The sequence below is a fragment of the Cupriavidus alkaliphilus genome (genome assembly GCF_014191175.1).
Taxonomy (GTDB): domain Bacteria; phylum Pseudomonadota; class Gammaproteobacteria; order Burkholderiales; family Burkholderiaceae; genus Cupriavidus; species Cupriavidus alkaliphilus.
This window is the reverse complement of record NZ_JACHWE010000004.1, coordinates 103,096-116,189: the sequence shown is the minus strand read 5'-3', so window position 1 is coordinate 116,189 and position 13,094 is coordinate 103,096. Positions and strand designations below refer to the sequence as shown.

Here is a 13,094-nt window from a genome sequence, read left to right as displayed (position 1 = left end):
AGGAAACCGACATGTACGCATTCAACTTTGAACGCGCCGCGGATGCCAAGGCGGCAGTCGCCAAACTCAAGGCCGATCCCGACGCCAAGTTCCTCGGCGGCGGCCAGAGCCTGCTGGCGGCGATGAAGCTGCGGCTGGCATCGCCGTCGACGCTGGTCGACGTCGCGCGTATCCCCGGCATGGCCGAGATCCGCGTCGAAGGCAAGGAGATCGTTATCGGCGCCGCCGCGCGCCATGCCGACGTCGAAGCCAACGCCGAGGTGCGCCAGCGCATCCCGGCGCTGGCGGCGCTGGCCGGCGGCATCGGCGACCGCCAGGTGCGCGCGATGGGCACCATCGGCGGCGCGCTGGCCAATGACGATCCTGCGGCAGACTACCCGGCCGGCGTGCTGGGACTGGGCGCGACCGTGGTCACCGACCGTCGCAGCATCGCGGCCGACGACTTCTTCAAGGGCCTCTATGAGACCGCGCTGGAAGCGGACGAGCTGATCACCGCCGTACGCTTCCCGATACCGGACCAGGCCGCCTACACCAAGTTTGCCAATCCGGCGTCGCGTTTCGCGCTGGTGGGCGTGCTGGTGGCGCGCACTGGCAACGCGGTGCGCGTCGCGGTCACGGGCGCGGCGGACAGCGTGTTTCGTTGCCAGCCGCTGGAGCAGGCGCTGTCGGCGAATTTCACCGCGCCGGCGGCGCGCGGGGTGAAGGTCGATGCGGGACGTCTGAACAGCGACCTGCATGGGTCGGCGGAATACCGGGCGCATTTGATTCCGGTGCTGGCGGCGAGAGCGGTGGAGGCGGCGCTGAAGGGTTAGCGTTTCTCCACTGCCGCATGTTGTCTCCCCTCTCCAGCGCGCGGGAGAGGGGAGCAAACCGACGGCGCGTTTGGTTGCGTCGGCAAACAAGAACGCCCCATGCTCCCCACCTCCATCGACGACACCCTCGCCCAGCTCGAACACCAGCAATACTTCGCCGACCGCGAAACCGCCACGGTGCTCTACCTTGCCCTGCGCATGCAGCGGCCGCTGTTCCTGGAAGGCGAGCCCGGCGTCGGCAAGACCGCACTGGCGCAGGCAATGGCAGGCGTGCTCGGCACGCGGCTGCTGCGGCTGCAATGCTATGAGGGCCTCGACGCCGCCAGCGCGCTGTATGAATGGGACTACCCGCGCCAGATCATGGCGCTGCGGCTGGCCGAAGCCCGCGGCGAGCGGCCGGAGGCGCAATCGCTGTACCACGACGACTACCTGCTCAAGCGCCCGCTGCTGGAGGCGCTGCTGCCCGACCCCGCCGCGCCCGGGGTGCCGCGCGTGCTGCTGATCGACGAGATCGACCGGGCCGACGAACCCTTCGAAGCCTTCCTGCTGGAGATCCTGTCCGAATTCCAGGTGTCGATCCCGGAAATCGGCGTGATCCGCGCCGAGCGCCCGCCGCTGATCGTGATCACCTCCAACCGCACGCGCGAGGTGCATGACGCGCTCAAGCGCCGCTGCCTGTACCAATGGGTTGGCTATCCGGAGCGCGAGCGCGAGCTGCAGATCGTCGCGGCGCGCGCGCCCGAGGCCGCGGCCGCGCTGCAGGCGCAGGCGATCGATTTCGTGCACCGGCTGCGCGGCATCGACCTGTTCAAGGCGCCCGGCATCGCCGAGGCCATCGACTGGTGCCGTGCGCTGGCCGCGCTGGGCACCACCGAACTCGATCCGCAGTCCGTGCGCGATACGCTGGGCGTGCTGCTCAAGTACCAGGACGACCTGGCGCGCGTCGACGGCCCCACCGTGGCGGAATTGCTGGCGGGCGCCACGCCCGGAGGCTGAGCCGTGCCGATGCTGCACGCTGGCGCGCGCAGCGGCGGTCCGCCCGCGGGACTGCCGGTGCTGGCGCGCAACGTCACCCACTTCATGCGCCTGCTGCGCGACGGCGGCTTTGCGCTGTCTCCGGCGCACGCGGTCGATGCCCTGGCCGCGCTGCGGCTGGTCGATATCGGCCAGCGCGACGAGGTGCGCGCCGCGCTGGCGGCGCTGGTGCTGTCCGGCCCCGACCAGCGGCCGCTGTTCGATGCGGCCTTCGACCTGTTCTGGCGCGACCCCGACTGGGAAGGCAAGCTGCGCGCGCTGCTGCTGCCGCGCGTCGACGCGGGCGCGCCGCCGCCCAAACGCAGCAACCGGCTGGCCGATGCGCTGGCCGCGCGCCAGCCAGAAACGCAGTCGCGCCCGGCGCAGACCGAGGCCGAACGCATCCACGTGCCGCTGACCTTCTCCGAACAGGAGCGCCTGGCGCAGCGCGATTTCGAGACCCTGACCGCACAGGAATGGCGCGCGCTGCAGCACCTGGTGCGCACCCGCCGCGCCCGCCTGGCGCTGCAGCGCACGCGCCGGCTGCGCGCCGCCACCTGCGGCACCCACGCCGACCTGCGCGCCAGCGCGCGCCTGGCGGTGCGCCAGCATGGCGAGTGGCTGCGCTGGAAATTCCGCAAGCATGCCGAGCGCAAGCCGCCGCTGGTGCTGCTGCTCGATATCTCCGGCTCGATGAGCCAGTACTCGCGCGCGGTGCTGTACTTCTGCCACGCGCTGATGCAGTCGCGCGAACGGCTGGCGGTATTCCTGTTCGGTACGCGGCTGACCAACATCACCCGCTCGCTGCGCGAACGCGACCCGGACGAGGCCGTCGCCGTCATCACCGGCCAGGTGCGCGACTGGGCCGGCGGCACCCGCATCGGCGCGGCGCTGGCGAGCTTCAACCGCCACTGGGCGCGGCGCACGCTGTCCGGGCGCGCCACCGTGCTGCTGGTCACCGACGGCCTCGACCACGAGCAGATCGACCTGCTGGGCGAAGAGATGGCGCGGCTGCGCCGCTTTGCGCACCGCATCGTCTGGCTCAATCCGCTGCTGCGCTACCCCGGCTTCGCGCCGCAGGCGCGTGGCGTGCAGACCATCCTGCCGCACGTCGACGCGCTGCGCCCGGCCCATAACCTGGACAGCCTGCTGGCGCTCGAGACGCTGCTGTCCGACCACGGCGGCCCGGCCCGGGCCGCCGCTCCCGCCACGCCCCACAAGGAAGCCCCGCCATGGAAATGAACCAGAGCCAGCGCCTGCCGGTCCCGCAGCAGGTGGCATGGGAAGCGCTCAACGACACCGAGCTGCTCAAGCAATGCATCCCCGGATGTGAGAGTATCGAGCCCGACGGCGACCACGCCTACCTGCTGGCCATGACGGCCGCGGTGGGCCCGGTCAAGGCGCGCTTCAAGGGCCGCATGGCGCTGGAAGACATCCAGGCGCCCGACAGCTACACCATCCGTTTCGACGGCCAGGGTGGCGCGGCGGGCTTCGGCAAGGGCAGCGCCCGGGTCCGGCTGGAACCAGACGGCGATGAAACTGTCCTGACCTATACCGTCAACGCGCAGGTGGGGGGCAAGATCGCACAGATCGGCTCGCGGCTGGTGGACGCCGCGGCACGCAAGATGGCTGACACCTTCTTTGCGCGCTTCACCGAAGCCGTCACCCCTGACGCCACAGACAGCACGCCAGCGGCCGAGGGCGCCCCCGCCGCAGCCGCCGGCGATAACGAACCGACAGAGCAAGCGAAGCGGAAACGATCATGGACAGCGTGGATCTCGAAGTCCTGAAGAACAGCCTGCAGTGGCAGCAGCAAGGCCATCGCGTGCTGCTGGTAACGGTAGTGCGCACCTGGGGCTCGTCGCCCCGGCCCGAGGGAGCGATGCTGGCGGTGCGCGACGACGGCGTGGTAGTGGGCTCGGTCTCGGGCGGCTGCATCGAGGACGACATCATCGACCGCGTGCGCCGCCAAGGCATCACCTCGGACCGCCCCGAAGCGATCAAGTACGGCATCAGCGCCGAGGAGGCGCACCGCTTTGGCCTGCCGTGCGGCGGCACCATCGAGCTCGTGGCCGAGCCGCTCAAGCCGGCCAGCGGCATCGCCGAATTGCTCGATGCCGTGGAAAACGGCCGGCTGGTCGCACGCACGCTGGACATGACCACGGGCGTGGCCTCGCTGGGCCCGGCCAACGCCACCGACGGGCTGGCGTTCGACGGCAAGACCCTGCTGACCATCCACGGCCCGCGCTACCGCATGCTGGTGATCGGCGCCGGGCAGCTGTCCAAGTACCTGTGCCAGATCGCCGTCGGCCTGGGCTTCCAGGTCACCGTCTGCGACCCGCGCGAGGAGTACACCGAGACCTGGGACATCCCGGGCGTCACCATGGTGCGCACCATGCCGGACGACACCGTCACCGACATGAAGCTGGACGAGCGCTGCGCGGTGATCGCGCTGACGCACGACCCCAAGCTGGACGACCTGGCGCTGATGGAAGCGCTGCGCACCCGCGCGTTCTATGTGGGCGCGCTGGGGTCACGCCGCAACAACCAGGCGCGCCGCGAACGGCTCAAGGAATTCGACCTCACCGAGCTGCAGCTGGCCCGCCTGCATGGGCCCGTGGGCATCTATATCGGCAGCCGCACGCCGCCGGAGATCGCGATCTCGATCCTGGCCGAGGTGATCGCGGCCAAGAACCATGTCTCGCTGCCCGACATCCTGCAGGTGGAAGGCGCCAAGGCCGCGCGCGAAATGGCCGCCAGTACCGGCAGCAGCTGCGCCGTGGCGCCCGATCCTGCCTGACGACCCCGCGAGTGCCGCCATGACCGCCGCCCCCAACGCTCCCCTGCTCCGCACCGACCTGCCCACCGGCATCCTGCTGGCCGCGGGCTTCGGCCGCCGCTTCGATGCCGCCGGCCAGCGCAACAAGCTGCTCGAGGTCCTGCCCGGCGGCCGCACCGTTGCCTGGCGCAGCGCCCGCACGCTGGCTGCGGCCTTGCCGGAATCGATCGCCGTGATCCGCCCGGGCAACCCGGCATTGGCGGAAGAACTGCGCCGCGGCGGCTGCCGCGTGCTGGAAGCGCCCGAGGCCGAAGCGGGCATGGGCGCGGCGCTGCGCGCCGCCGTGGCGGCGACGCCGGATGCGCGCGGCTGGGTGGTGGCGCTGGCCGACATGCCGTGGCTGCCGATGGAGCTGATCCGCGCGGTGGCGCTGACCATCACCACGCCCGACACCATCGCCGCACCGTGGCGCAACGGGCAACGCGGCCATCCGGTGGGCTTTGGCGCGGCCTGGCGCGACGCCCTGCTGGCGCTGGACGGCGACGAAGGCGCGCGCGCGCTGCTGAAGGACAAGCCCGTGACGCGGATCCTGACGGAGGAAGAGGGAGCGTTCCGGGATATCGATACGCCGGCGGACTTGCGCTGAGGCTGAGGATGCCTTCCCATCCCGCTGGTGTGCTCCCCTCTCCCGCTTGCGGGAGAGGGGCCGGGGGAGAGGGCCGGCGGTGGCAATAGCGACGGCCTTCACTTCGTTGATATTCCCGCCCTCACCCTAACCCTCTCCCGCAAGCGGGAGAGGGAGTACATAATCGGGAATGGTAAAGCTCGAAGCAATGATGCTGTCGCCGGTTTGCTCCCCTCTCCCGCGCGCGGGAGAGGGGCGGGGGAGAGGGCGGGCGGTGGCAATAGCGACGGCCCTCGTTCATTGATGCTCCCGCCCTCTCCCTAACCCTCTCCCGCAAGCGGGAGAGGGGACCGGCTTGCGGTGGTTCTAACGGCAGCGCTGGATGCATGCCGCAAGGCGCCGCAGCAGCCGCAGCAGCCTCAGCCGCCCCCGTCCTGCCCCTCGGCCAGCTCCGTTGTCTTCACCGCCATGATGAAGTCATTGCGGTGCAAGCCCTTGATCTTCTTGGTGCGCCACGACACCGTGGCATGTCCCCAGCCGAAACTGATCTCGGGGTGATGCCCCTGCGCCTCGGCCAGCTGGCCGACGCCGGTCACGAACGCCAGCGCCTGCGCGAAATTGCCGAAGGTGAAACGCCGTTCGAGCCGCGTCGCGCCATCGGCCAGCTCCCAGCCGGGCGCCTGCTGCAGCAGGGCCTCGGCCTCATCGGGCGTCAGCGGCGGCACGCCGCCGCGGCAAGGCGTGCAGGATTGCGCTGCCAGGTTTTCGCTCATGGTCTTGCTCCCCGACCGGAACGCGCCCTGCCCTGTGCAGGAACGCGCCGCGCGCTATGCGCCCTCGGTCTCAGTCAGTGCGCGCAGGTATTCCCGGCTCCACCAGTGCACATCCTGCGCGCGGATGCGCTCCAGCAGTTTCTGGTGCCGCTGCTGGCGCTCGGCCAGCGGCATGTGCAGCGCCTGCTGGATCGCCTGCGCGGTGGCGCGCGTGTCGTAGGGGTTGACCAGCAGCGCCTCGCGCAGCTGCTCGGCGGCGCCGGCAAAGCGCGACAGCACCAGCACGCCCGGATCCTCCGGGTCCTGCGCCGCGATGAATTCCTTCGCCACCAGGTTCATGCCGTCGCGCAGCGGCGTCACCAGCGCCACGCGGCTGGCGCGGCACAGCCCCGGCAGCCGCTTGCGCGCGGTGGTGCGGTGGATATAGCGCACCGGCATCCAGTCCAGCTCACCGAATTCGCCGTTGATCGATCCGCTCAGCTGCTCCATCTCGCGGCGCAGGTCGACGTAGGCGTCGACCGATTCGCGCGAGGGCGCGGCAATCTGCACCAGCGTTGCGCTCGAGCGGTTCTCGGGGTATTCCGCCAGCAGCCGGTAGAACGCCTTGAGCCGCTGCGGCAGGCCCTTGGAATAGTCGAGCCGGTCGATGCCCAGCAGCAGCCGGCGGCGCGCATATTGCGCGCACATCATCTCGTAGGTTTCCTGCGCTTCCTCGCCGCGGCCCAGCTCCATGAACTCGTCGACGTCGATGCCGATCGGGAACGCCTGCGCGCGCACGGTGCGGTGGAAGGCGCGGTAGCGATGCTCGCCCATCGGCTCGGCCTGCGCCTCGGCCTGCACGTAGCGCGAGAAATGCTCGACGTCGGCATGGCTCTGGAACCCGAGCAGGTCGTAGGCAAAGAGCGCGCGCATCAGCCACTCGTGCTGCGGAATCGCGGCCAGGATCAGCGGCGGCGGCAGCGGCACGTGCAGGAAGAAGCCGATCTTCTGCCCGCAGCCGATCGCGCGCAGCTCGGACGCCAGCGGGATCAGGTGGTAGTCGTGGATCCAGATGATGTCGTCGGGCTGCAGCAGCGGCGCCAGCTTGCGCGCGAACAGCTGGTTCACGCGCCGGTAGCCGTTCAAAAAATTGGAATCGAAATCGGCCAGGTCGAGCCGGTAGTGGAACACCGGCCACAGCACGCCGTTGCTGTAGCCCAGGTAGTAGGCGTCGTGGTCCTCGCGGCTCAGGTCGACGGTGGCCAGCGTGACATTGCCGGCCTGCTGCAGGTGCAGGTCGCCTTCGCCGGGGGTGCCGCCCTGGGCGGTTTCCAGCGCCTTGCCGCTCCAGCCGAACCACAGGCCGCCGGTCTGCCGCAGGGCTTCGGAAAGCGCGACGGCCAGGCCGCCCGCGGCCACGTTGCGGGGATCTGCGACCCGGTTGGATACCGCTACAAGTCTTGGCATAAATCTTTTTCTTGGTCCCTTGTTGTTTGCGCAGTCGCTGCCTGCCGTGGCCGGGCTGCCGCGCCGCATTCCAGGCTCAGATCACCGTGTCCCACGGCGCCGACAGCCGCATGGCGCCATTGATCAGGCCCACCATCGAATAGGTCTGCGGGAAATTGCCCCACATCTCGCCCGTCACCGGATGGGTATCCTCGGACAGCAGCCCGAGCGGGTTGCGCGCGGCCAGCATGGCCTCGAAGATTGCGCGCGCCTCGTCGCGACGGCCGATGCGCGCGAGCGCGTCGATGCGCCAGAAGGTGCAGATATTGAACGCGGTCTCGGGCTTGCCGAAATCGTCCGGTGCCTCGTAGCGGCGCATATAGGGGCCGTCGCAGAGCGAGGTCTCCAGCGCCTTGACGGTGGCGATGAAGCGCGGGTCGCGCGGCTCGATGAAGTTGACTTCGGCCATCAGCAGCACGCTGGCGTCCAGTTCGCGCCCGCCGAAGCTCTCGGCGAAAGCCTGGCGCGATTCGCTCCACGACTCGGCCAGGATGCGTTCCTTCATGCGCCCGGCGTGGCCGTGCCAGTAGGCGGCGCGCTCGGGCAACACCAGCTTCTCGGCCACCTTGGCGAGCCGGTCGCAGGCGGCCCAGCTCATCAGCGCCGACGAGGTATGCACGCGCGCGCGCGTGCGCAGCTCCCACATGCCGGCGTCGGGCGTGCCGAACACCCGCACCGCCTGCTCGCCCACCGCTTCCAGGCGGCCGAACTCGGCCGGGCCACCGCGATGCAGCAGCCGGTGGTCATGGAAGGCCTGCGCCGCGCCCAGCACCACGTTGCCATAGACGTCGTGCTGGAAGTGCTCCTGCGCCTGGTTGCCCACCCGCACCGGCCCCATGCCGCGGTAGCCGGACAGGTGGTCGAGCATGCTTTCGGGCAGCTCGCGCTCCAGGCCGATGCCGTACAGCGGCTGGATATGGCCGTCCTGCGACTGCATCACCACGTTGGAGAGCCAGCGCAGGTAGTCCTCCATGGTGCCGACCTCGGACAGGCTGTTGAGCGCGCGCACCACGAAAAACGCGTCGCGCAGCCAGCAGAAGCGGTAGTCCCAGTTGCGGCCGCTGCCCGGCGCTTCCGGAATGCTGGTGGTCATGGCCGCGACGATGGCGCCGGTTTCTTCGTACAGCGACATCTTCAGCGTGATGGCGGCGCGGATCACCGCATCCTGCCATTCGCGCGGCACCGCCAGGCGTCGGCTCCACAGGCGCCAGTAGGCGGTGGTCTCCTGCTCGAAGTCGCGCGCGGTCTCTTCCACGCCGTGCGCCAGGGTCTCGTCCGGGCCCAGGATGAAGTTATGCCCGCGCGTGACCAGGAACGGCGTGTGCGACAGCACGTAGGCAAGCGGCGCGTCGGTGGTCATGCGCAGCGTCATGTCGTCGCCGGTGTAGCGCACGTGGCTGCTGCCGCGCGTGACCTGCGGCGCCTTGCGGCCCCATTCGAAGCGCGGCGCCACCACCACGCGCACGCGCGGCGCGCCGCGCACCGGGCGGATGCGGCGAATCAGCGTGGTCGGGCGGAAATAGCGCCCGAGCCGGAAAAAGCGCGGGGCGAAGTCGGTGATCTCCAGGCAGTTGCCGTGGATATCCGTCAGCCGCGTACGCAGCACCGCGGTATTGGGCTCGTACCACTGCCGCGACGAATGGAAGTCCTCGATCTCGATCGAGAAATGGCCGGCGTTCTCGCTCGGGTCCAGCAGCGCATTGAACACCGGGTCGCCGTCGAAGCGCGGCAGGCAGGTCCAGACGATGCGTCCGCGGCAATCGACCAGCGCCGAGATGGCGCAGTTGCCGATCATGCCAAGCGACAGCGACGGGTTGGCGAAGCGCGTGCCGCCGTCGACGGTTCGATTCACGCCTTCGGTCGGCGGCTTGCCCAGCTCGGCCGGGCTGCTCGGGTTGGTCACGGCAGGTTCTCCCTTACGATGTCGTGGGGCGCCGGCCCCGGCCTGGCCCGGCCTCGTGGGGCACGGCGCGCGGTGCGCCGGCGCTGGCCGATGACGCCAGCGCATGCGCCGAGCGGTGCAGCCAGCTGCGCAGCGCCGCCGGCCCGGGCACGCTCACCGCGGCGACGGTCTCGCGCTGGCCCACCAGCACACCCAGCCCGCCCAGCTTGCGCACCGCGGCGAAGCCGGGTTCGTCGGTCATGTCGTCGCCGGCAAAGAGCGGCACGCGCTCGGCAAAAGGCGCGGCCTTCATGAAGGCCGCGATGGCATCGCCCTTGTCGACGCCGGCCGGCTTGATCTCGACCACCATCTTGCCCGGCAGCGCTTCCAGGCCGACGGCATGGCGCAATACGTCAGTGACCGCGGCATCCACGATGCCGGCCAGCTCGGGCGCCTGCCGGTAGTGGATCGCGACCGCGACCGACTTGCGCTCCAGCCGCAGTGCCGGGTAGGCGTGCACCAGCGCTTCCAGGTGGGGGATCAGGGGCTCGAGTCCGGGGGCCGGGGTCTTGGTCACCATGCCGCCGTCGGTGCGGAATTCCGCGCCGTGGATGCCGGCCGCGGGCAGTTGCAGCGGCTGCAGGAAGTGGTCGAGTTCGAGGATCGGCCGCCCGGAGATGACGGCCAGCGCGCCGTCCAGCCGCTGGTACAGCGTGCGCAGCGTGCCGACCAGTTCTGGTTCGACCTGCACCAGTTCGGGCCGCGGGGCCAGGTCGGCCAGCGTGCCGTCGAAGTCGAGAAACAGGGCGGTATTGGGTTCGATTAGCGGTAGCTGTGGCATCGCGTTAAACCGTAACACGTCGTTTTGACCGGCGTCCACCGGGCGCCGTCCTACATGACGCAAGCGCAACCCGGCGACGATGCAAGGCCGGCGCCGGCCCGGCGTGCCGTCCGCACCACGCCCCGAGTGAATGCCGATCCACTCCGTGGCCGCGGCTCACGCCTGGCGGGGGCCAGTACCGGGCGGCGGCTGCGCCGCCCGGTCCGGGTGCGGCAGGCCGGCATCCTTTATCATTGACGGTTTCCGCCAGAATTTCCCGGCTTTTTTGTGCGCCTGCTGCGCGCGCGCCGGCCAGCCCCGAGACCATGACCCGCCAGTCCGCCGCCCGACCCGATTATTTGAAGAAGATCCTGACCGCCAAGGTCTATGACGTGGCGCAGGAGACTGAACTGACCTATGCGCACCAGCTGTCGGCCCGCACCGGCAACTCGGTCTGGTTCAAGCGCGAGGACACCCAGCCGGTCTTTTCCTTCAAGCTGCGCGGCGCGTACAACAAGATGGCCTCGCTGTCGCCGGAAGAACTGAAGCGCGGCGTGATCGCCGCCTCGGCCGGCAACCACGCGCAAGGCGTGGCGCTGGCCGCGGCCCGGCTGCAATGCAAGGCCATCATCGCCATGCCGGTGACCACGCCGCAGGTGAAGATCGACGCCGTGCGCGAGCGCGGCGGCCAGTGGGTCGAGATCGTGCTGCACGGCGAGTCCTACAGCGACGCGTACACCCACGCCGCGGTGCTGGAGACCAAGCACAAGCTGACCTTCATCCACCCGTTCGACGATCCCGAGGTGATCGCCGGCCAGGGCACCATCGCCATGGAGATCCTGCGCCAGCACCCGGGCCCGATCCACGCCGTGTTCGTCGCCATCGGCGGCGGCGGGCTGATCTCCGGCATCGCCGCGTACATCAAGGCGGTGCGTCCCGAGATCAAGGTCATCGGCGTGCAGACGGTCGATTCGGACGCGATGAAACGCTCGGTCGATGCCGGCAAGCGCATCGAGCTGAAGGAGGTGGGCCTGTTCTCGGACGGCACCGCGGTCAAGCTGGTCGGCAAGGAGACCTTCCGCATCACGCGCGAACTCGTCGACGACATCATCCTGTGCGATACCGACGCGATCTGCGCGGGCGTGAAGGACGTGTTCCAGGACACCCGCAGCATCCTCGAGCCGGCCGGCGCGCTGGCGGTGGCGGGCCTGAAGGCGTACGCCGAGCGCGAGAAGCTCAAGGGCCAGCACCTGGTGGCGATCGCCTGCGGCGCCAACATGAACTTCGACCGCCTGCGCTTTGTCGCCGAGCGCGCCGAGGTGGGCGAGGCCCGCGAAGGCGTGTTCGCCGTGACCATCCCGGAAGAGCGCGGCAGCTTCAAGCGCTTCTGCGAACTGGTGGGCACGCGCAACGTGACCGAGTTCAACTACCGCATCGCCGACACCAGCATGGCGCATATCTTCGTTGGCGTGCAGATCGCCAGCCGCGCCGAGAACGACAAGATCGCCGCCAGCTTCCGCAAGCATGGCTTCGACACGCTCGACCTGTCCAACGACGAACTCGCCAAGCAGCATATCCGCTACATGGTGGGCGGGCGCTCGGCGCTGGCGCATGACGAACTGCTGTACCGCTTCGAGTTCCCGGAGCGGCCGGGCGCGCTGATGAAGTTCCTGTCGAGCATGAGCCCGAACTGGAACATCAGCCTGTTCCACTACCGCAACCAGGGCGCCGACACCTCCAACATCCTGGTCGGCATCCAGGTGCCGAAGAACGAGAAGCGCGCCTTCCGCGCCTTCCTTTCGACGCTGGGTTACGTACACTGGGACGAGACCGACAACCCGGTGTACAAGCTGTTCCTGTCCTGATCCCGCCGAGCGCGCAATGAGCCTTCCTGAACACTCGCCGCTGGGCAAGCCCTCGGCCTACAAGACCGAGTACGACGCCACCCTGCTGTTTCCGATCCCGCGCCAGCCCAAGCGCACCGAGATCGGCCTGCCCCAGGGCCGGCCGGTGCCGTTCTTCGGCGTCGACATCTGGAACGCGTACGAACTGTCGTGGCTGAACCTGAAGGGCAAGCCGCAGGTGGCGCTGGCCACCTTCATCATCCCGTCGGACACGCCCAACATCATCGAGTCCAAGTCGTTCAAGCTCTACCTGAACTCGTTCAACCAGACCCGGATCGCTTCGCCCGAAGCGCTGCAGCAACTGCTGCACCACGACCTGTCCGAAGCCACCGGCGGCACCGTGCAGGTGCGGCTGGTGACCGAAGCGGAGCTGGGCACGCAGAAGATGGGCGAGCTCGACGGCCTGCTGCTGGACCGCCTCGACATCGAAGTGGACCGCTACGAGCCCGCGCCGGAACTGCTTAGCGCCGACCAGGAAGAAACGCCGGTGGAAGAGACGCTGGTATCGCACCTGCTCAAATCCAACTGCCTGGTCACCGGCCAGCCGGACTGGGGCAGCGTGCAGATCCGCTACGTCGGCGCGCCGATCAACCAGGAAGGCCTGCTCAAGTACCTGATCTCGTTCCGCAACCACAACGAGTTCCACGAGCAATGCGTCGAGCGGATCTTCATGGACGTGATGCGCCAGTGCAAGCCGGTGAAGCTGGCGGTGTATGCGCGCTATACGCGGCGCGGCGGGCTGGACATCAATCCGTTCCGCACCAACTTCAATACGGCATGGCCGGATAACAAGCGGAATGCGCGGCAGTAGCGTTTAAAGCGGCGATAGCGTCAAAGCTATCGCCGGTTTGCTTCCCTCTCCCGCTCGCGCAGCGGGGACTGTCCTGCACCATGTGGGGCGGCAACGTCGCTTGCCGGCCTCAGTTCGTATCCCCTGACATCACATTTCCCGCTCGGGCGCCCACGACCCGCGCCCAAGTTGTAACCGTCCTTGAATTAA

12 protein-coding genes are annotated in these 13,094 nt (G+C 69.1%); 8 read left to right on the top strand and 4 right to left on the bottom strand.

What is annotated here, in order from left to right; genetic code table 11:
- The first annotated feature begins 11 nt into the window (after nt 1–11).
- The 6 genes from FHX60_RS15395 (at nt 12) to FHX60_RS15370 (ending at nt 5,251) form a co-directional block, all read left to right on the top strand.
- Complete coding sequence (locus tag FHX60_RS15395; RefSeq protein ID WP_183283850.1) at nt 12–812, top strand: FAD binding domain-containing protein; 801 nt, start codon at nt 12–14, stop codon at nt 810–812.
- A gap of 99 nt (nt 813–911) precedes the next feature.
- The gene (locus FHX60_RS15390) at nt 912–1,808 is read left to right on the top strand and encodes an AAA family ATPase (protein WP_116369461.1); all 897 of its coding nucleotides are present in this window, start codon (nt 912–914) and stop codon (nt 1,806–1,808) included.
- 9 nt (nt 1,809–1,817) lie between these two features.
- Complete coding sequence (locus FHX60_RS15385) at nt 1,818–3,068, top strand: vWA domain-containing protein (protein ID WP_183284045.1); 1,251 nt, start codon at nt 1,818–1,820, stop codon at nt 3,066–3,068.
- A complete protein-coding gene (locus FHX60_RS15380; protein WP_092307626.1) occupies nt 3,059–3,616 on the top strand; it encodes an SRPBCC family protein in 558 nt (185 codons plus the stop codon). Before FHX60_RS15385 ends, FHX60_RS15380 begins: the two co-directional genes overlap by 10 nt.
- Nucleotides 3,589–4,626, top strand: coding sequence for an XdhC family protein (locus tag FHX60_RS15375; protein WP_183283849.1), 1,038 nt, complete (start codon nt 3,589–3,591; stop codon nt 4,624–4,626). Before FHX60_RS15380 ends, FHX60_RS15375 begins: the two co-directional genes overlap by 28 nt.
- Nucleotides 4,627–4,645: 19 nt before the next feature.
- A complete protein-coding gene (locus FHX60_RS15370; RefSeq protein WP_112773799.1) occupies nt 4,646–5,251 on the top strand; it encodes a nucleotidyltransferase family protein in 606 nt (201 codons plus the stop codon).
- 398 nt (nt 5,252–5,649) lie between these two features.
- On the opposite strand, the gene FHX60_RS15365 is transcribed toward FHX60_RS15370, so the two are convergent.
- The 4 genes from FHX60_RS15365 to otsB form a co-directional block, all read right to left on the bottom strand.
- Nucleotides 5,650–6,003, bottom strand: a complete 354-nt coding sequence (locus FHX60_RS15365) for a 4a-hydroxytetrahydrobiopterin dehydratase (protein WP_092307621.1) — start codon at nt 6,001–6,003, stop codon at nt 5,650–5,652.
- 54 nt (nt 6,004–6,057) lie between these two features.
- A complete protein-coding gene (gene otsA, locus FHX60_RS15360) occupies nt 6,058–7,449 on the bottom strand; it encodes an alpha,alpha-trehalose-phosphate synthase (UDP-forming) (protein ID WP_018008747.1) in 1,392 nt (463 codons plus the stop codon).
- 76 nt (nt 7,450–7,525) lie between these two features.
- Nucleotides 7,526–9,391: a glycoside hydrolase family 15 protein gene (locus FHX60_RS15355; RefSeq protein ID WP_183283848.1), complete on the bottom strand. Its 1,866-nt coding sequence runs from the start codon at nt 9,389–9,391 to the stop codon at nt 7,526–7,528.
- A gap of 13 nt (nt 9,392–9,404) precedes the next feature.
- Nucleotides 9,405–10,211, bottom strand: coding sequence for a trehalose-phosphatase (otsB, locus tag FHX60_RS15350; RefSeq protein WP_092307618.1), 807 nt, complete (start codon nt 10,209–10,211; stop codon nt 9,405–9,407).
- 305 nt (nt 10,212–10,516) lie between these two features.
- On the opposite strand from otsB, the gene ilvA reads away from it, so the two are divergent.
- Together ilvA and queF are read left to right on the top strand one after the other, a co-directional pair.
- The gene (ilvA, locus tag FHX60_RS15345) at nt 10,517–12,055 is read left to right on the top strand and encodes a threonine ammonia-lyase, biosynthetic (RefSeq protein ID WP_112773802.1); all 1,539 of its coding nucleotides are present in this window, start codon (nt 10,517–10,519) and stop codon (nt 12,053–12,055) included.
- Nucleotides 12,056–12,071: 16 nt separating this feature from the next.
- Nucleotides 12,072–12,905 carry an NADPH-dependent 7-cyano-7-deazaguanine reductase QueF gene (gene queF, locus FHX60_RS15340; RefSeq protein WP_112773803.1) on the top strand — a complete coding sequence of 278 codons (834 nt, stop codon included), beginning with the start codon at nt 12,072–12,074 and terminating at the stop codon, nt 12,903–12,905.
- Nucleotides 12,906–13,094 lie beyond the last annotated feature (189 nt).